The 20595-nt window shown below is 42.5% G+C and carries 17 protein-coding genes; 16 read left to right on the forward strand and 1 reads right to left on the reverse strand.

The features are described 5' to 3' along the window. Positions 1-75 precede the first annotated feature (75 nt). From ACGTNH_RS05590 to ACGTNH_RS05655, 14 genes are all read left to right on the forward strand, one after another. Positions 76-924: an N-acetylmuramic acid 6-phosphate etherase gene (locus tag ACGTNH_RS05590; RefSeq protein WP_394585618.1), complete on the forward strand. Its 849-nt coding sequence runs from the start codon at positions 76-78 to the stop codon at positions 922-924. Positions 925-1376: 452 nt separating this feature from the next. Then, positions 1377-2018: an MBL fold metallo-hydrolase gene (locus tag ACGTNH_RS05595; RefSeq protein ID WP_394585620.1), complete on the forward strand. Its 642-nt coding sequence runs from the start codon at positions 1377-1379 to the stop codon at positions 2016-2018. Positions 2019-2185: 167 nt separating this feature from the next. Beyond that, entirely contained in the window at positions 2186-3190 is a 1005-nt protein-coding gene (locus tag ACGTNH_RS05600) for a thiamine pyrophosphate-dependent dehydrogenase E1 component subunit alpha (protein ID WP_394585622.1), read from the forward strand. Between the two features lie 12 nt (positions 3191-3202). Continuing rightward, the gene (locus ACGTNH_RS05605) at positions 3203-4189 is read left to right on the forward strand and encodes an alpha-ketoacid dehydrogenase subunit beta (protein WP_394585623.1); all 987 of its coding nucleotides are present in this window, start codon (positions 3203-3205) and stop codon (positions 4187-4189) included. A gap of 56 nt (positions 4190-4245) precedes the next feature. Beyond that, positions 4246-5409, forward strand: coding sequence for a dihydrolipoamide acetyltransferase family protein (locus tag ACGTNH_RS05610; RefSeq protein WP_394585625.1), 1164 nt, complete (start codon positions 4246-4248; stop codon positions 5407-5409). Positions 5410-5435: 26 nt separating this feature from the next. Further along, positions 5436-6203, forward strand: a complete 768-nt coding sequence (locus ACGTNH_RS05615) for an SDR family NAD(P)-dependent oxidoreductase (RefSeq protein ID WP_394585627.1) — start codon at positions 5436-5438, stop codon at positions 6201-6203. Beyond that, positions 6203-8200, forward strand: coding sequence for a sigma-54-dependent Fis family transcriptional regulator (locus ACGTNH_RS05620; protein WP_394585629.1), 1998 nt, complete (start codon positions 6203-6205; stop codon positions 8198-8200). The genes ACGTNH_RS05615 and ACGTNH_RS05620 overlap by 1 nt, the downstream gene beginning before the upstream one ends. A 16-nt stretch (positions 8201-8216) precedes the next feature. After that, positions 8217-9257 (forward strand): zinc-dependent alcohol dehydrogenase, encoded by a 1041-nt coding sequence (locus ACGTNH_RS05625; protein WP_394585631.1) that lies wholly within the window; start codon positions 8217-8219, stop codon positions 9255-9257. 202 nt (positions 9258-9459) lie between these two features. Next, on the forward strand, positions 9460-10899 hold the full coding sequence (locus ACGTNH_RS05630) for a sigma-54 interaction domain-containing protein (RefSeq protein WP_394585632.1): 1440 nt from the start codon (positions 9460-9462) through the stop codon (positions 10897-10899). Positions 10900-11070: 171 nt separating this feature from the next. Then, positions 11071-12660 (forward strand): class I adenylate-forming enzyme family protein, encoded by a 1590-nt coding sequence (locus tag ACGTNH_RS05635; protein ID WP_394585634.1) that lies wholly within the window; start codon positions 11071-11073, stop codon positions 12658-12660. Positions 12661-12663: 3 nt separating this feature from the next. Continuing rightward, entirely contained in the window at positions 12664-13419 is a 756-nt protein-coding gene (locus ACGTNH_RS05640; RefSeq protein ID WP_394585636.1) for an SDR family NAD(P)-dependent oxidoreductase, read from the forward strand. Between the two features lie 15 nt (positions 13420-13434). Continuing rightward, positions 13435-14817, forward strand: coding sequence for a short-chain fatty acid transporter (locus tag ACGTNH_RS05645; RefSeq protein WP_394585638.1), 1383 nt, complete (start codon positions 13435-13437; stop codon positions 14815-14817). Between the two features lie 39 nt (positions 14818-14856). Next, positions 14857-15903, forward strand: a complete 1047-nt coding sequence (locus tag ACGTNH_RS05650) for a phosphotransferase family protein (protein WP_394585640.1) — start codon at positions 14857-14859, stop codon at positions 15901-15903. Positions 15904-15919: 16 nt separating this feature from the next. Further along, on the forward strand, positions 15920-17125 hold the full coding sequence (locus ACGTNH_RS05655) for an acyl-CoA dehydrogenase family protein (RefSeq protein WP_394585642.1): 1206 nt from the start codon (positions 15920-15922) through the stop codon (positions 17123-17125). Between the two features lie 186 nt (positions 17126-17311). Here the strand turns inward: ACGTNH_RS05655 and ACGTNH_RS05660 are convergent, their stop codons facing one another. Next, on the reverse strand, positions 17312-18328 hold the full coding sequence (locus tag ACGTNH_RS05660; protein ID WP_394585643.1) for a substrate-binding domain-containing protein: 1017 nt from the start codon (positions 18326-18328) through the stop codon (positions 17312-17314). Between the two features lie 244 nt (positions 18329-18572). On the opposite strand from ACGTNH_RS05660, the gene ACGTNH_RS05665 reads away from it, so the two are divergent. After that, complete coding sequence (locus ACGTNH_RS05665; RefSeq protein WP_394586141.1) at positions 18573-19664, forward strand: BtaManbiosPhlase; 1092 nt, start codon at positions 18573-18575, stop codon at positions 19662-19664. Beyond that, positions 19661-20572: a DUF1861 family protein gene (locus ACGTNH_RS05670; protein ID WP_394585644.1), complete on the forward strand. Its 912-nt coding sequence runs from the start codon at positions 19661-19663 to the stop codon at positions 20570-20572. The genes ACGTNH_RS05665 and ACGTNH_RS05670 overlap by 4 nt, the downstream gene beginning before the upstream one ends. The last annotated feature ends 23 nt before the right edge of the window (positions 20573-20595 follow it).

Raw genomic sequence — 20595 nt, forward strand, 5'->3', positions numbered from 1 at the left:
GATGGAAAAGAGGTGAAAAGGTGATGAAAAGAGATGTGTTGGAGTTAGAATTAAATAATCTAGAATTGCATCCAAATGTCTACCGAGGAATTACTGCATGTTATGAACAGCGAGGATCATAAAATCGCGCACGTGGTACACCGGGCGCTTCCCCAAATTCAAAATGTAATAGACCGCGCTACAGCCATTTTGGAACAAAGGGGAAGAATCTTTTATTTTGGAGCGGGTACGAGTGGACGATTAGGTGTCCTTGATGCCTCTGAATGTCCCCCTACTTTTGGAGTGGATCCCTCTCTCGTTAATGGAATTATTGCAGGCGGGGACAAAGCATTGCGGTACCCTATTAAAAACGCCGAAGATAGTGAAAGCGACAGAGCCAAAGATGTAGAGGCACGCATAAGTGAAAATGATATGTTGATAGGAATCGCTTCTAGCGGAAAAACTCCTTATGTACTTGGAGCAGTTAAGAAGGCAGAACAGCTTGGAATTTTAACAGCCGGGGTTAGCTGTAGAGAAAATGCTGCTCTTTCTGAATTAGTAGACTTTCCCATTGATCTAAACGTAGGAAAAGAAATTATTAAAGGTTCAAAAAAGATTAAAAGCTGGTACGGCACAAAAGATGAGGTTAAATATAATTTCTACAATCTGATGATTAAATTAGAAATAGTTTATAATAACTTGATAATTAACGTGCAAGCCTCCAATTATAAACTAAAGGAAAGAACGTTTTCTATCATCCAGGAAGTTACAGGTGTCGAAGAAAAAACAGCTCGACGTTATGCTGAGGAAACAGAGGGGGATGTGAAAGTAGCGTTTCTCATGATACTGCTCCCATCTGATAAAACTCATGCCCAGCATATGTTACATAAACATAATGGTCATTTTCCAAATGTGATGGAATGGATAAAGGAGGATAAAAGGTAGGACTCTTCCCACTAGGTACCTGTATCCAGAGAAGAAAGACAAAACTCGGCATCCCGTCCGGGTTTTTTTTGTGCGTAAGTTAAATTCTGTAAAAATAGCAGAAAACCTTTATAATGAAATGTAACATTTCTTATGAAACAAACGATTACTCCACTTACCGAAGACCTGATCTCCTTGTTCCAATCTATTACCATCTATAGACTTCCAATCGTTCTATTCACATATACCATTATTTCATTTTCACTCTTTCTTCCGATTTCTTTACATAAAAGAACTGCATGAATAAGAAAGATAATAATAATTTTATTAAATTTAATAATTTTAGAGTTTGAAAGTGAGTAAATACAAGACTTTAATGTTGGCATGAATATTGCATAAATAAGGGTAAAAGAAAAACATTTTGAAAACGCTTTCTTTTAGTGGCTTTATAGAAAAATAGGGAGGAAGTGAAAATGGGAGAAATTACTGTTCAGCGTTTTATCACTGGGACCTTAAGGAGTAATTGTTTTGTTGTAACTTTAGACGAGGGATGTGTGGTTATTGATCCCGGTGAATGTGTCGAAGATGTCGTCTCCTATATTGGTGATCGAGAGATACATTATATATTACTTACCCATGGCCATTATGACCACATTGCAGGTGTGAAAAGGTTAAAAAGATATACGACTGCTTTCGTTGGTATCCACCAGTTAGAAGCAAAATGGCTTCTTGAGCCGCGTCTCAATCGTTCATCCAACACTGGTGCGCCAGTCTATGGAGAATGGCCGGATATATTATTTACAGGAGAAGAAGTGGTTCAATGCGATCCGATGAAGATTAAAGTCCTCTACACACCGGGGCATTCCCCGGGAGGAGTCAGCTATCTCATCAGTGACGAATGTGTGTTCACTGGAGATTCTTTATTAGCAGGATTTATCGGTCCTACTAACCTCCCTTACAGTGATCGCCCCATGCTTAAACGATCTATTAGAGAAAGACTGTTTACCCTTCCAGAGAAAGTAGTTGTCTATCCAGGTCACGGCCCTAAAACGACGATAGGTTTTGAGAAGAAAAATAATACATTTCCCAATGTGATGGAATTATTAATTCAATAAGCAATTGAGATGTTTTCTGGTAATTTTTTACATTAAAGGAACGCGAATTTACTTACTTTCCATTCACCAAATATTATTTAAAGGAGGTGAGGAATCGAGCGCAGCACACGTATGTTTTCATCAGTTCTTAAGGATTTGGGGATAAAAATTAATAAGGAGTGTATGAAATGGCTGAAATTTACCACCGAGATACAAACGTGGAAGACTATGATTCAGATTTGTTAATGGATCTATACAGTACGATGGGGAAGATCCGTACGTTTGATGAACACTTAATCCGATTAATGCAAGAGGGTAAAGTTTCTGGTTTCTATCATTCTGGTATCGGTTCTGAAGGTCTTTCAGCTGGTTCGATTTCACAACTTTTACGAGATGACGACTATATTTACTACAACCATAGAGGGTGTAATCAAAAAATTGCAAAGGGCGTCCCTCTGTCTAAGATATATGGTGACTTTTTAGGAACAACTGAAGGGACTACTCGAGGTCTTGGAGCAGGAATTGTTCATAGTGCCGATCCTTCCAGAGGAGTACTGGGTCAGGCTGGTACGATCGGTTCGCAGTTAAGTTTAGCTGTTGGTTCCGCATATGCTTCCAAAATGAAAGGGACGGATCAGGTTACGGTGGTTTACTTTGGAGATGGTGCCGCTTCCAGAGAGACGATGCATGGGTCATTGAACTGGGCGAAACTCTATAACTTGCCGGTTGTTTATATTTGTGAAAACAACGAGTATGCCATATCGTGTCATGTTTCAGAAACCCACGGGGTAAAAGCGCATATTGCGGACTGGTCAGAAGGTTATGGCATTCCTAACTGTGTCGTCGATGGAAACGATGTTCTTCTTATGCATGAAGTGACGAAAGAGGCGGTGGAACGTGCCAAGCAAAGGAAAGGTCCGACGTTCATAGAGGCCCAAACGTTCCGTCACCGCGGACATTTTGAAGGTGATCCTTATGATTACATCGATCAAGCCGTGTTGTTAGATTGGAAAGAAAACCGTGATCCTATTAAAAACTTTAAAAAGAAATTAATAGAGAAGGATATTACGACAGAAGAAGAATTAAATCAATTAGATCAACAAATCGAAGAAGAGATCTTGGCTGCAATTAAAAAAGCAGAAGCTGCCCCTATGCCAGATGGTGACCGAATTAAAGAAGGTTTATATGCATAAGGAGGAGAGACAATGAGAGAAATTACGATGCGTGAAGCTCTAAATGAAGCGTTAAGAGAAGAGATGGCAAGAGACGAAAGTACAGTGCTTTTTGGAGAAGATGTGGCGAAGTTTGGCGGAATTAACAAAGTCACTCAAGGTCTTTATGAAGAGTACGGGTCTTCTCGAGTGTACGATACGCCCATAGCTGAAGCGACCATTGTTGGAGCTGCAGTAGGGATGGCCATTACAGGACATGCTCGACCGATTCCAGAACTTCAGTTCGGTGATTTTGCCAGTATCGCCTTTGATGAAATTTTTAATAAAATGGGCAAATGGCGGTTTATGCACGGTGGCCAGATGGAGATGCCTGTTACGTTACGGCTGCCCATTGGAATTGCCGGGGGAGCGGGACCAGAACATTCACAAAGTCCTCAAGCCCTGTTTATGCATGGCCCTGGTTTGCAAATTGTCGTTCCATCCACTCCAGCAGATGCCAAAGGGTTATTGAAAACCTCAATTCGTGATAATAATGCTGTTTTGTTCTTTGAACATAAACTGCTGTATGACTTGAAAGGCGAAGTTCCTGACGAAGAGGTTCTTATTCCTTTTGGACAAGCAGATGTAAAACGTGAAGGGGAAGATGTCACGATTATTGCAACTGCTCTCCAAGTTCATACTTCTTTAGAAGCAGCGGAAGAGCTTTCTAAACAGGGAGTGGAAGCCGAGGTGATTGACCCGCGTACCCTGGCTCCTTTAGATATGGGAACCATTTTGAATTCGGTAAGAAAAACAGGCCGTGTGGTTATCGTTCATGAAGAATCAAAAACGGGTGGCTCTGGAGCTGAAATTGCTGCTCAAATTCAAGAAGAAGCTCTTTTTGATTTAGAAGCTCCGATAAAAAGGATTGGCAGTCCTGATGTTCCTATTGCTCAAAGTATTCATCTGGAGCAATATTACCGTCCGAACACGCAGCAGATTATAACGGCAGTCAATGAATTAAATGATGTTCCCGTATAACTCTGCCCTAAATTATCGGAACATTTTGAATACTAACGAATAAGGGGTGTACGTTCATGTATGAGGTGAAGATGCCGAGGCTTGGGGTTACGATGCAAAACGGTACGATCAATCAATGGCTTGTAGATGAAGGCGAGGAAGTGAATAAAGGGGATTTTATTTTTGAGATTGAAACAGAGAAATCAACGCTCGAAATCGAAGCCCAAGAATCCGGGGTGTTAAAAAAAGTCATCGTTTCAGGAGGTGAGGAAGTACCTGTGAATACGATCGTTGGGATTATTGCCGATGCTGATGAAGACGTCGATGTGTCAGCATACCTCAACCCTTCTTCAAATGAACAGAAACAAGAAAGTTTATCTAGTGCAGAAACTACTAATGTGGCTACAGCTGTTAAAAGTAAACGAAAAAAAGCCGTTCCGCGAGCTCGTAAACTTGCCAAAGAAATGGGTATTTCCTTAGACGAAATTGAGGGAACGGGAAAATATGGTCTGATTACCGTTGAAGATGTAAAAGGATTTGTAAGTGCAGACACAGATTCTCAGCTGACGGTTAAAGAAACTATTTCACTCAACCATGTGAAAAAAGCGATGGGCGACAACATGCTGAAAAGCTGGCAGACCATTCCTCAGTTCACACAAATGGTGACGGTTCGTATGGAGAATGTTTTAGCCGTGAAAAAAGAATTAGAAGTGTCATTAAATGACCTGCTCGTTAAAGCCGTCGGTCAAGCTGCTGCCGATTATCCTATCGTAAATAGCCAGCTTAGCAAGGATAAGAAAGTGAATATTTTTGAACAAGTCAATGTATCAGTCGCTGTTAATAGTTCGCACGGACTTGTCGTACCGGTTTTGAAAAACGTACCTGAAAAACGTGTAGACGAAATTTCCAAAGAAGTAAAGGAATTAGCAAAGAAAGCCGAAGCAAATGAGCTGAGGCCGGAGGACTACGTGGATGGCACAATCACAGTTTCTAATCTAGGCAGCGTAGGTATTGAGTCGGGGACACCTATCATAAACAGCCCGCAATCAACGATTGTATTTGCAGGTGCCATTAAGAACACTCCTATCGTAAACGAAGAGGGTGAGGTGGTGGTTGCTCCGGTGATGTCCCTATCCATCTGTTATGATCACCGCTTTATTGACGGGATAACCGGCGCGGAGTTTACAAATCAACTGAGAGATCGATTAGAGAGGCTGAGCGTTGAGGATGTAATCTCTTAATCTACTTTTCAGGAAAGAGGGATGGTATGAGATTAAAAGATAAAGTAGCCATAATTACAGGTGCAGGCAGTGGACAAGGCAAAGAGGCCGCGAAACTATTCGCGGCCCAGGGTGCTCGTGTAATTATTGCAGAGTGGAAGGAAGAGCATGGAAAGAATGTAGAGCAGGAAATAGGAGAGGAAGGTAACAACGCCACATTCATTCAAACAGACATCTCTAATGAAGAAAACGTAAAAAAGCTAGTTGAGCAAGTAGTTCATGAGGAACAACGAATTGATATTCTGTTTAACAATGCCGGGGTTGGTTTTTCTTCCCGTTCGAAATATCAAATGGCCTCGGTGCTTGAGACGCCGCTTGAGGATTGGAACCAAATTTTATCGATTAACTTAAATGGCACCTACTTAATGTGTAAACACATACTGCCGATTATGATCGAGCAGCAATCAGGCAGCATTGTAAATAATTCCTCGCTAAACGGCATTCTTGGCGTAACTGGAGCAGATGCCTATACAGCTTCAAAAGGCGGGGTGGTCGCTTTAAGCCGAGTCATGGCTGTTGATTATGGCAAGCATAATATTCGGGTGAACTGTATTTGTCCTGGGGCAATTGACACCCCTATGATTCGAGAGGTTTTGGATGATCCAAAGATTGCTAAGAACTACGAAGCGGGACCTCTAGGAAGAGTAGGTAAACCAGAAGAGGTGGCTCAAGCCGCGTTGTTTTTAGTATCAGAGGAAGCAAGCTACATTACGGGACTGGTTATGCCAGTAGATGGCGGATGGAGTGCTGTGTGATGGGAAATGATCGCTTTTTCTTACAACATAGTTATTCATCTTCTAGAGCTTCAGTAAGAGAAAGGACCTTGCAATGGAACTGGACGAATTTCTTTAGAAAAGGAAAGGTCGCAGCAGACATTCGGCCGATGATCCTTGATTCATGGAAGCGGTCGGAACAATATGCAGTAGACCCGTTTGAAACGAAGGCCACGGTCATATGTGATGATTATGAATTAGAAAAAAGGAAAGAGAACAATAAAGAAGCCCTTACGTTAATCCGGCCCTTTATGGAAGACCTATTTGAAATTGTAGAAGGTACGAATAGCATTATTGCATTTTCGGACAATGAAGGGGTCGTGCTTGAACTTCAGGGGGATAACGATATCACGATAAATGCTACATCAACTAATTTTAAAGTTGGCGTCCATATGAATGAGAAGTTGATTGGTACGAATTCCATTGGAACCTCCTTAGCTCTTGGACGCCCCGTACAAGTAGTCGGTGCAGAGCATTATTGCAAGGCTTGGCATACGTCTCACTGCTCGAGTGCACCTATTAAAGATCCCTGCACGAATGAAGTAATCGGAGCTTTAACATTAATCGGTTACTTACGATCTACCCATCCTCATTCTTTAGCTCTTGTAAAAACAGCAGCCGAAACAGTTGTTCGACTATTGGAACAGCAAGGGTTGAAGCATGAGCAGTATATGATTAATAACTATTTTAGTGCAGCAATGGAATCCGTGTCAGACGGGGTTCTCATATTAAATCGAAGTGGGGAAATTATTCGGTACAATCAAGTTGCATCGCACCTATTAAAGTTGCCCGCGCACGAGCAGCGGAAATTAAAGATCCATGAGATCGAGAAATTAACACCCTTACAAAAACACTTGGACAAAGCCATTCAGGGAGATGAAGTGATCATTCAAAAAACACTTGAACTTCCACCAGAAGGACGAATTAATTTATTACTAACATCCAGAAGAATCTTGGTTGGCGGCGATCACATAGGTACCATTCTTATCTTGAAAAAGACAGTGCCAAATGAGTTACGGACAATGCGAGCAAAGTATTCTTTTTCTTCTATTGTAGGGAAGGCTAAATCTTTTGAAGGTGCCATTCACTTAGCGAAAAGAGTAGCCCCTACAGATAAAAGTGTTTTACTCGTTGGTGAGAGCGGGACAGGAAAAGAATTATTTGCTCAGGCGATTCATAGTGAAAGCTTGAGAAAGACGGAGCCGTTTCTTGCGATTAATTGTTCAGCTATACCTAAAGAATTGATTACAAGTGAACTTTTTGGCTATGTTGATGGAGCTTTTACAAATGCATCAAGAGGCGGTAAAAAAGGTAAATTTGAAGCCGCGGACAGGGGAACTATCTTTTTAGATGAAATAGGGGACATGCCCTTAGACCTACAAACTCATCTGCTTCGAGTTTTAGAGGAGCAGGAAATCACCCCTGTTGGAGCGATCCAGTCAAAGCCAATTGATGTACGAGTAATTGCTGCTACGAACCATGATTTATTCAAGCTTGTGCAAGAGAAAAAATTCCGCCTTGATCTTTTTTACCGGTTAAATGTAATTTCCATTCCTATTCCTCCTTTACGTAAAAGAAAGGAAGACATTAAGCTTCTCGCCGAAACTTTTTTACCAACTAAGAAGCTTAGTAACGACGTACTGGAAAGCTTTTACCTTTATTCTTGGCCAGGAAACTTAAGAGAGTTAAAAAATGTTTTAGAGCAAATGGAGCTTCTCGGGGATGGAGAAGAACTGGAGGCAGAAGCGTTGCCTTCTTATATGAAAAACCAATTAGAGGAAGACGATCAAGAGGACAATACCCTCTATCAATCTTATGCTGATCAAACAAAGAAAGAATCACTAATCATTGCTCTTAAGGAGAACAAAAGTGTTGGAGCTGCTGCTAGGAGGTTAGGGGTTTCCTCGAGCACCGTTTACCGTTGGGCGCAAGTGTACGGGATAGAGATAAAGAAAGTGAGAGACGAAAAAAAGATATAGAAAGCAGGTGGTTTATATGAAAGCAGCCATTTTTAGAGGAGCGCAGTCAATGGAAGTAAATAAGGTTGCTCCTTTAGCGTGCGGAGATCATGATATTATTTTAAGAGTTCGTTCATGTGGGATCTGTGGTTCGGACTTACATTCAATGAGAACAGGAGACTTTGTATCCGAAGGGCAAATTATGGGACATGAATTTGTAGGAGAAGTCACGGAGACAGGTTCAAATGTCAAAGGCATACAGAGCGGTGATCGAGTAGTCGGCTCTTCTGCCGTTTTTTGCGGGGAATGCCAGTGGTGTCAAACAGGAGATTTTATTTACTGTCCAGAATTATTTCATACCGCCATAGGATATGGACGCCCAGGCGGCTTTTCTGAATATGTAAGAATTGAAAACGCGCTGTTGGATCAAACCGTTTTTCACGTTCCAGAGAATTTACTAGATGAGGAAGCGGCTTTAATGGAACCTTTAGGTGTAGCCGCTCTGACCGTCTCTAAAGTACACCGGGCATCATTCAAACGAGCGGTCATCTTAGGTGGAGGGATTATAGGAAACTTAACGGCTCAATTATTGAAAAATGTATATAACTATGAAGTGGTCGTTTCCGAACCCTCCGAACTGCGGAGAAATAAAGCCCATGGGGTAGACCACACCATTAATCCTTTTGAACAGGATTTAATACCATTTCTTCAAGAACTATGGGGAGAAGGGAAATATCACTTTGGTTCAGGAGGGTTAGCCGATCTTGTAATAGACTGTGCCGGGGGCAGACAAACGTTTATACAGAGTTTAGAAGCCGTAAGGAGTAAAGGGATTATTGGCGTTGTAGCTCTTCCGGATCAGCCTGTACCTGTTAACTTAATGAGGGTCGTGCATAAAGCCCCTGAAATTATCGGTGTGCTTGGATCAGATATGGGGGCGGCCGTTCAATACGCATCAGAAGGAAAAGTAAACCTGAATGCACTGGTCAGCCATTCGTATGACCTTGAAGATATAGAGGAAGCCTTTAAAATCCAGCAAAAAGCAGAGGATTCCGTAAAAGTAGTCGTAAAACCGTAAAATCATATAAAAACCGGTACCAGGTACATAGAAGATAAATACGTGTACCTGGTACACAGAGAAAAAAGAAAAAAAGAATTTGGTACCAGGTACATAGAAGACGTTAAAGTGTACCTGGTACTTTTTATTGGGGGAATACTTTGACAACTTTATAAAGCTGGCTAATAATAGAGTTACAAATGAACGGAGTAGGAGGCGAAATATGAAACCATCGCTGGAGCAAAATGAACAAGAAGTTAAGCATTCTTTACCGCAAAACCTGCATCTACTTGATTCTATCATTCAGTCCAGTTACGACGGAATTTTTGTAGCGGATGCTTCAGGAATCGGGTGGACAATGAATGATGCGTATACTCGGATAACAGGCGTCCCTAAGCATAAACTTCTGCACCGCAATCTAAAAGAAGCAATCGATGAGGGGATTATCTCTGATTCGGTAACGTATAAAGTTTTAGAGGAAAAGAAAGCGGTTACAATCGTTCAGAATGTGAATGGAGTTGAAGTGCTTGCGACGGGGAGCCCTGTAAAAGGGGAAGATGGGAAAATCTCGCACGTGGTCACGAATATTCGCAATCTGCGAGATTTGAATTATTTAAAATTCGAGCTCCACTCTTCTGAAGATACAATGGAATGGGACATAAAAGAAACGAAGCCGCCGGTACGGCAGGAGTCGAACCTTCCTCCTAAAGGGGTGACGGCTAAAAGTAAAAAGATGAAGGAAGCTTTTAGAGTAGCTGAGAAGGTAGCTAAGGTGAATTCGACCGTTCTGCTTACAGGAGAGACGGGTGTGGGTAAAGAGATTATCGCTAACTTCATTCATCAAAACAGTCCGTATTCGACCCGCGAATTTATTAAAGTCAACTGTGGTGCTATTCCCTCTACATTATTGGAAGCTGAATTATTCGGCTATGAAAAAGGTTCGTTTACTGGCGCGGCGGCAAACGGAAAGGCGGGACTTTTTGAAAAAGCCAACGGAGGAACGATTTTATTAGATGAAATTGGAGAAATTCCACCAGAGTTTCAAGTGAAGCTTCTGCGGGTGCTTCAAGAGAAAGAGATTCGAAGGGTCGGAGGCACTCAGCAAATTCCACTGCAGCTGCGTATCATCGCTGCTACTAATCAAGATCTAAAGCAGCTCGTAGTTGAAGGGAAATTTCGCGAGGATTTGTATTATCGTTTAAACGTGATCCCCATATCGATTGCTCCATTGCGAGAGCGGCGGGAGGACATTACACCAGTTGCATTTTTTTATCTACGCCGATTAAATGAATCGTATCATTTCAATAAAACACTGCATCCTGACACGCTGCCCATTTTGGAACAGTATGATTGGCATGGGAACATCAGGGAGCTGGAAAATGTGCTGGAACGGGCCGCAGTGATTTCTGATCATGAAGAGATTCAGCCTTCTGACTTGTCGATTACTACTCAGGAAGAAGAGTCTTCCAAATGGAAGCAGTTGGACTTAAAACAAAAAGTTATTCGTTATGAATTGTCACTCATTAGAGAAGCTTTAGCAGAACATACAACGACTAGAAAAGCAGCTGAAGTGCTCGGGATCAGCCAATCTTCTCTAGTGAAAAAGTTGAACAAGTATCCAATCAATGATCAGGAATACGTCCATGAAGAGGGGCATCTATAGCCTCTCTTTTTTGATTCGTTTATTCCTTTGTTGATTCTTTTATGAATCGCATGAGCAGACTCCCTTTTACATAAATACTGAATTTTCACAATTATTCAAAATAAAAAAGTTGGCATGATTCTTGCTTGTATAAGAGTGAAGGTATTTTTAAAAAAGGGGAGGATTGTCCTCATGAAAAAAGAACGGATTCATGATCGGGAAGTTTACGCATATGATACGCGCCCTGCCAGCGTGTGGGAACTTTTTGAGCAAACGGTACAAAATCATCCGTCAAGAGAAGCGGTTGTCTATGAGTGCAGACGCATCACGTATGAAGAATTGATGAAGCAAGTGAAAAAAATAAGTGCTTATTTGCATTATGAATGTTCGTTAGAAAAGGGAGATCGACTGGCTTTACTCGTCGGAAACCGGGCTGAATTTATTCAAATGTTTCTCGCGTGTACAAGCTTAGGGATCATTGTGGTACCGTTGAATTTACGTTCATCGGTTCAAGAGCTAATCAACATGATGGACCAGGCTGAAGCCCGAGTACTCTTCGTTGAAGAAGGATTTGATGACGTCGTTCAGAAGTGGAAAGGAACACACCCAGAATCATTAGTGATTGGGACGAAAGATGTGGATAAGGGATTATTATATGACCAATTTGAATCTTTGCTGCATCACGCTTTTCCTGAAGCTGATTACCCCAATCTGCAAGAGGAAGATCCTCTTTATATTATGTACACATCTGGTACGACTGGACTTCCGAAAGGAGCGATTGGAAGTCATGTGAACATCATTCACAGTGCGCTTCATTATAAAGAGGTATTTCAAGCGAAGGAACCCGTGCGAACGTTAATCGCTGTGCCGTTGTTTCACGTCACGGGCTTAATTGGGCAATTATTTTATATGCTGCTCGTCGGTGGAACTAATGTTTTAATGAAACGTTATCAGACAGGGAAATTCATTGAACTGATAGAAAAGGAAGAGATCACGTTTTTATTTAATGTCCCAACGATTTACATTATGATGTTGAGCCATCATACATTTGAGCCTGAAAATATGCGTTCCCTGGATATTGCAGCCTTCGGAGGGGCGCCAATGTCACAGGAAACGATAGAGTCTTTAATGAAAGCGCTTCCTTTTATTCGTCTGCACAACGCTTATGGTGCGACGGAAACATCTTCTCCAGCTACCATTACTCCTAAAATTGAAGGGTTTTCTCGAATTGCTTCGATCGGACAGCCCGTTCCTGCAGGAGAGATTAAAGTAGTGGATGAGGATGGGATCGAAGTGCCTCCGGGAGAAGTCGGGGAATTATTCATTAGAGGGCCGATGATCGTGCCTGGATATTGGAAGAACGATGAAGCGAATTTGAGTTCTTTTGTAGAGGGGTATTGGAAATCTGGAGATATGGCGATGGTAGACGAAAAAAATTTCGTCTATTTAATGGATCGTAAGAAGAACATTATTAATCGAGGTGGAGAAAAAGTTTTTTCTGCTGAAGTGGAGAATGTGTTATACGGTCATAAGGATGTGTTAGAAGCAGCGATTGTCGGGATTCCTGATGAAATTTTTGGAGAAGAAGTGAAAGCTTTTATCGTGCCAAAAGAAGGGAGCACCCCGACAGAGGATGACATCCAGCAGTTTATGAAAGAGCGGGTCGCCGATTATAAAGTACCGAAACAAGTGGTGTTCATTGACCATCTCCCGCGAAATCCTGGAGGAAAAATACTAAAACAGCGTCTAGCGGATGTACAAAACATGAAAGGCAGGGGATGAAAGATGTTTCAACTCGAAGGAAAAGTTGCGATGATTACAGGAGGAAGTAAAGGAATTGGATTAGGGATGGCCCATTGTCTCGGTCGAATGGGGGCGAAGCTGGCCATCTCCAGCCGCGGGTTGGACGACTTAGAGAATGCGGAAAAAGAGCTATCCAATGAAGGATATGACGTGATGGCTACATCAGTGGATGTCACGAATAAAGAGAGTGTGAACGCATGGGTCGACGAAGTGGTCGGGCAATTTGGTGAAGTCCACATCCTCGTGAACAATGCGGGGACGAACATTCGAAAACCGTTGATAGAAGTGGAAGAAGAAGATTGGGATCGTGTCCTCGATACGAATCTAAAAGGCGTCTTTCTCGTGGGTCAAGCGGTCGCAAAACAATTGATTCATCAAGGGAAAGGCGGACGTATCATTAACATTTCATCTATTTTTGGAGGTGTAGGAAGCAGCTTTCAAACGAGTTACGCTTCAAGTAAAGGAGGCATCAATCAACTAACGAAAGTATGGGCGCATGAATTGGCAGATAAGGATATCAACGTCAACGCCCTAGCACCTGGGTACATAAAAACCCCAATGACAGCCGGATGGCTTGATGATGAAGAACGCTGTAGCCAAATTATTAATCAAACGATGGTCAAACGAGTGGGGGAATTACAAGACTTAGAAGGCCCTCTCCTGTTGCTTGCCTCAGATGCTTCGAACTATATGACAGGACAAACGATTTATGTTGACGGAGGATGGACTGCACAATAATAAGGGGGATAAGGTATGGAACCGACTGCGAAAAAAATGGATTGGCAAGAGCCGCCGAAATCAAACAACCTCGTTTCAAAGCTGGCAATGTTTTTTGCGAAAATTGCAGAAAAATATTTGCCTGATGCCTTTGTATTTGCTGTGCTTTTAACGATTGTCGCCTTTCTTAGCGGGGTATTTATTACTGAAAGTTCTCCATTTGATATGGTGTTACACTGGGGAGATGGATTTTGGGGATTGCTTGAATTTACGGCCCAGATCATTACCACGTTTGTTATGAGTTATGCACTTGCTTTAACAAAGCCGGTATCTAACCTGCTTGAGAAAGCGGCGAGTTTGTGTAAAACTTCGAAATCAGCCATATTAGTCGTAACCTTTTCCTCACTCGTTGCCTCACTCATCAGCTGGGGACTTGGCCTCGTCGTCGCTGGGATTATGGCTCGACTTGTAGGAAGAAAAGTGACGACCGTTGATTATCGTGTATTAGTTGCGGCTGGCTATTCAGGCTTCGTCATTTGGGAAGGTGGATTATCCTCCTCACCTTCACTTTTTGTAGCAACAGAAGGGCACAATTTCCAGGACATGGTCGGGCTTATTCCAACGTCAGAGACTTTGTTTTCAATCACAAATATCATACTGGTGCTTGTCATTTTCACCACGTTGCCGTTTGTTATGATGCTTATTCACCCGAAGCGCCCCGAAGATCGAATGACAATCGATAAAGAAATGTTAAAAGAAACAAAGATCACCCATGACCAGGTAAAAACGAAAGACTTACAACCGAACGAAAAATTAGATAACAGCCGATTAATCGTATTAGCGGGTGGTCTGCTGGGATTAACGTATCTCATCGCACAATTTTCGATGAATGGGTTTTCCTTAGACTTAAATATCGTAAACTTAATGTTTTTAACCGCTGCGTTACTGTTGTATAGCAACGTAAGCGAATTAGGGAATGGAATTAAAGCAGCTTCTGGAAGTGTAGGACAGTTCGCGCTTCAATATCCTTTTTATGCAGGAATTATGGGAATGATCAGCGCATCCGGGTTGGCGATATGGCTATCGACAAACATCGCCAGTGTAGCGAATGAGCAAACCCTTCCCTTCTTTGCCTTTTTATCCTCAGGGTTACTGAACATGTTCGTCCCTTCAGGAGGAGGTCAATGGGCGGTTCAAGCGCCAATCATGCTGCCAACAGCGATGGATATGGGTGTCGATCCTGCAAAGATTGTTACGGCTGTAGCATGGGGAGACGCGTGGACAAATATGATTCAACCTTTTTGGGCGGTACCGATGCTTGCAATTGCCGGGCTGCGTATTCGTGACATGATGGGGTTTGCCACCATTACCTTATTGTATACAGGGGTCATCATAACGATCGTGCTGCTTATTTTTTAACAAAATAAAGAAAGCGTTTACAATAAAAGGAGGCATTAGATGGCTGAGCTTACGAAACAAGATCGTGAAGAAATTAATTGGGATGGGATAAAGCGGCTGCTGGAGAGGCAAATACCCGAGGCAAAAGGAGAACTGAAGGTGCGACGCTTTTCAGCCGGATATTCTAACATTACGTATTCTATTGAAGTAGGAGATTGGAAGGGCGTCCTACGCCGACCGCCATTTGGAGAAATTCCGCCACGGGCACACGATATGGAACGAGAGTTTAAGATCCTGGAAAAAATTCATCCTGTTTTTCTTCTAGCTCCTAAGCCGTATGTATATAGTGAGAATCCTTCATTAATGGATAAACACTTTTATGTCATGGAACGTAAAGAGGGCGTCGTCATTGATGATCAGCTGCCAGCTCATTATGATGATATAGAAGGAATACGTAAAATTGTCTCTGAAGCCGTGGTCGATTCTCTCGTCAAACTTCATTCGATTAATATTTACGACCACCAATTAGCTGATCTAGGAAAGCCGGATGGTTTTTTAGAACGGCAAGTAAAGGGCTGGATCAAACGCTACAACCGGGCGAAAACCCATGATTACGCCGGGGTAGAAGAAGTGGAAGCCTGGCTGCTCCAGCAACTTCCGGATTCTCCAGTTCCTACACTTGTGCACAATGATTTTAAACTGAATAATATGATGTTTTCAAAAGAGAATCCTGGTGAAGTCACAGGTGTTTTTGATTGGGAACTGAGCACCATTGGCGATCCGTTGACAGATGTAGGAGCAGCACTCGCTTATTGGACGGAACCAGGGGATCCTGAAACTGGTTTAACAGCAGTGACCAAAGAAGAAGGGTTTCTCTCTCGTAAGCAAATGCTTGAGTTATATGCGGAGAGAAGCGGGAGAGACGTGAGTCAAATTAATTTTTACCTCGTGTTTTCTTTTTATAAAATCGCCAGCATCCTTCAGCAGATTTATGCTCGATGGAGCAGCGGCGAGCTGCAAGACGACCGCTTTGCAAACTTAGACCAGGGCATTAGTAACTTAATGAAAAAAGCAGAAGAAACCAGACGTCACCCTATTTATACTTAAAATGGAGGAATAGCCTATGTTAACAACCTTATCACCTAAAATCCAAGACGTTCAGGAAAAACTCATTTCTTTTATGGAAGAAGAAGTGTACCCGAATGAAAAACTGTATGAACAGCAATTAAACGAAGCTGACTCACGCTGGACCATCCCGCCGATAATTGAAGAATTAAAGGCGAAAGCGAAACGAGAAGGGTTATGGAATTTATTTATAGGAGAAGAGGGTTATGAAACACAGCTGTCAAACTATGAATACGCACACCTTTGTGAAGTAATGGGGCGCTCTCTAATCGGCCCAGAAGTGTTTAACTGCAATGCTCCCGATACGGGCAATATGGAAGTACTCATGAAATTTGGCACTGATGAGCAGAAAAGAAGATGGCTGAATCCCCTGCTTGCGGGTGAAATACGATCTTGTTTTACAATGACAGAACCCGATGTTGCCTCATCTGATGCGACCAATATTCAAAGTTACATCAAGCGTGAAGGAGACGAATACGTCATAAATGCGAGGAAATGGTGGTCCTCAGGAGCCATGGATCCTAGATGTGAGATTGCGATATTCATGGGAAAAACAGATCCAGATGGTCCTCGTCACCGCCAGCAATCGATGATCCTTGTGCCAATGGATACGCCAGGGGTGGAAGTGAAGCGTCATCTGCCGGTCTTTGGTTATGATCACGCGCCCCACGGCCACGCAGAAGTTCATTTTACAGACGTTCGCGTACCTGTAGAAAACCTTTTATATGAAGAAGGAGCAGGGTTTGAAATTGCGCAGTCCCGATTAGGACCAGGCCGCATCCATCACTGTATGCGAGCGATTGGAGCAGCAGAACGGGCATTGGAACTTATGAATGAGCGAGCGATGCGAAGAGAAACATTTGGTTCTTCTCTCGCTGAAAAAGGAGTCATTCGCGAACATATCGCTGAATCCCGGATTGAAATTGACCAAGCCCGCCTGCTGACCCTCCATGCAGCGCAGAAAATGGATGAACACGGGTCAAAAGCAGCAAGAAAAGAAATCGCAATGATTAAAATCGCAGCTCCGCGCGTATCCCTTAACGTCATCGATCGTGCTATTCAAGTATTTGGAGGGGGAGGGGTTTCGGAAGACTTCCCACTGGCCGCGCACTGGGCCAACGCCCGAACACTCCGCATCGTCGACGGGCCAGACCAAGTCCACCTGCGCGATATTGGCAGACTTGAATTAAAAAACTATCAATAGATTTCTATCCACTCATCAAAAAATCGCCCTAAAGAGATTTCCACTCAATAGGGCGATTTTTGAATTTTTGATAGATTTTTGGTACCAGGTACACAAAAATCGACTCTCGGTACCTGGTACACTAAAAATGGTAAACAACAAAAGCGCTTTGCAGTTCATTTCTGCAAAGCGCTATTTTGTATGATTTTACTTCTTTTTCTTTGTGGAGTCTCTTTTAATGAGTGTCGCCGGTAATAAAATCTCCTGATATGGCTGTTCAGGATTATCCATTCTCCAAAACAGCTTTTCCACGGCATTTTGACCAAAATCCTTAAAGCTAATATCCATCGTCGTAATTGATGGAGTGGATAGTTGAGAGAGCTGACCGTTATCAAAACTACAGACTGAGGCATCACTTGGGACTTGAATCCCGTGTTGCTGTAAACCTGAAGTAATAAGATAGCCAAGTCCGTCATTGACACAGAACCAGGCAGTCGGCTGTTTCGACAGTTCACCGATAAAATGATTAAGGACGTTATTTTCTTCTGGGGCATCGGTTAGTAAAAATTCTTGAGTCGGTTCAATCCCGTAATCCTTAAGAGCAAGCAGAAAACCTTCGAGACGTTCCTGATAACTCGGTGAAAAACTTGTATCCCCCACAAAAGCTATGTTTTCATGGCCGAGCTCAATTAAGTGTTGGACAGCGGTATAGGCGCCAAAACGATTGTTCGTCAGAATGGCGTCAGCATGAATGGTCGGATGATGATGATCAATTAAAACAGTTGGGATCCCCGTATCAAGCACCTTTTGAATGTAGTCGTTACTAATATGAGAAAGAATGAGAACGCCGTCCACTTCTTTTTTTTCAATAAATGAAGGCAGGGTAAGTGACGCTTTTGACTGCTTATTTATAGATTGAATGAGCAGGTTTTTATTTCGTTTATTGACTTCTTCTTCTATTGTTAAGTAGATTTCCCCAAAAAAGCTTTTCATGGAAAAAGCGAAGTCAGACGCAATGAGGGCAATGTTCCCGCTTTGAACTTGATTATAACTGCGAGTAGTTACGGAGCGGTTATATTTATATCCGAGTTCTTTGGCTACTTGATGGACAAGTTTTCTAAGTTCGTCACTTACGCCTGGCTTTCCAGTTAACGCTTGGGAAACCGAGTTTTTTGATATATTGAGCTGGTCGGCAATGTCTTGCATTGTCACTTTTTTTGCCATGAAGGAAACAACCTCTCTCTTAAAACATTTTGTAACGTTACTTTATAATATACTGTATTGTTGATTTAATTACAATTAATTCCTTAAGTCAAGTAAATTACGGATTACATATTGACATTACAAATGCAGAATGTATAATCATTTGTAAGGTTACTAAACAAGATAGTAAAGGGATAATAATTTTGTAATGTAATGACGAGTTATTTTGAAAAGGCTTACAAAATGGATGGAGGAATGAAGGTTGATGAATGTGACACGGCTGGAACGCAACCCGTTAATTACACCGGCAGACGTTACTCCTTATCACGATGATCATGAAGTGATAGGAGTGTTTAACGCAGGGGTGGCGGAGTATGAAGGGGAAACACTTCTCTTATTAAGAGTAGCAGAACGTCCAATTACGAACAATCCTGCAATTGTAAAAGCGCCAATTATTGATTTTAGTGAAGGAGAAGGGAAGCTTCATCTTATTGAGCTTCATGAAGATGACTCAACCTATGATTTCACGGATCCGCGTACGATTCGCTATCAGGATAAGGATTCGACAGCTTACTTAACATCGCTTTCGTATATCCGGTTGGCAAGAAGTGCAGATGGTGAAGATTTCACTGTTGATGAGGAACCGTTTATATATCCTGAAACGAAACATGAGGCATGGGGCGTTGAAGATCCGCGAGTGACTCAGATCGACGATACATATTACATCCAGTACAGTGCGGTCTCAGAAGTAGGTGTAGGAGTCGGGCTGATCTCAACGAAGGATTTTGTATCATATGAACGTCACGGATTGATGCTTCATCCCGAAAACAAAGATGTAGCGATTTTTCCTGAAAAAATTAACGGAAAATATTATACGCTGCATCGACCGGTCCCTAAGGGTATTGGGCGTCCGGAAATTTGGATCGCAGAGTCTGACAACCTTATTCACTGGGGAAACCACCAGCACCTTTTAGGCTTAAGTGAAGATGGCTGGGACAGTGGTCGAATTGGCGGAGGCGCCATTCCTTTTAAAACGGAAGAAGGCTGGATTGAAATTTATCATGCGGCCGATAAAAATGACCGTTACTGTTTAGGCGCTGTCCTGCTAGATCTTGAAAACCCAGCAAAGGTACTGGCGAAAACAAATGAGCCTCTTTTAGTTCCAGAGGCTGATTATGAAGTGAGTGGATTTTTTAGTCAAGTTGTTTTCAGTTGTGGTGTAACGTTACAAAATCGTAACATCAGGATGTATTACGGAGTGGCTGACACGTCGATGGCCGCAGCGGATATGAGTGTAGATGATATTTTAGCGCAGCTTACCTATATGAAGGTTCCTGAAGGTGGGACGATTGAATGACGTATACCGTTCATCGATTGCTAGATGCGTACGATCGCCAGGAAGGTGCAAAACAAGCGGAAAAGCTAGAGTTTACCGGCGTGGGGGAGAGAGATGTTTACAATATCACAGCTCCTTTTACCGATGAAGGGGAAGCGGTCATCGCCGGGCGAGTGGAAGGCCGAGATACCGAGTATTCTGATGTTTACTTTTTTGTAAAAAGAAACGGAAAATGGGAGCCTCGACCGGACGCCCCAACCTTTGAACTGCAGGATCCATTTGTTGCTCGAATCCATGGTCAGATCGTTTTTGGCGGGGTGAAAGTTACACCTGATCCCGAAGATGCGAGCAGGTTAACGTGGAAAACGGTGTTCTATAAAGGAGAGAGCGTTCGAAAGCTGAAGTTTTTCGCCGCGGGACCTGAAGGCATGAAGGATATTCGTTTACTGGAGTTACAGGACGAAACGATTGGTGTTTTTACCCGTCCGCAGGGTGAAAAAGGCGGCCGTGGGAAAATAGGATTTACGAGAATTAATTCGTTATTTGACCTTACTCCAGAAAAAATAGAGAGAGCTCCACTTATTGAATCTCACTTTATCGAGGAAGAGTGGGGAGGAGCGAATGAGCTTTACCTGCTGGCTAATGGAGAGATCGGAGTACTTGGCCATATCGCTCAGTTTGATAAGGAAGGGAACCGTCATTATTATCCAATCGCATGTACCTATGATAGGCACACCAATCGATTTACAAAGATGAAGATTATAGCGACACGGAGGGATTTTCCTAAAGGAGAAGCGAAACGCCCAGATCTTACGGATGTTTTATTTAGTGGAGGATTAGTATTTTTAGACAATGGAGAAGCCGAACTTTATGTCGGGGTGAGTGATGCTGAAGCTCATAAGGCGACTGTGCCAAATCCATTTATTTAATAGTGAAGGCGATTACAAAAAAG

It is taken from the genome of Halobacillus sp. B23F22_1, assembly GCF_043497005.1.
Lineage (GTDB): Bacteria > Bacillota > Bacilli > Bacillales > Halobacillaceae > Halobacillus_A.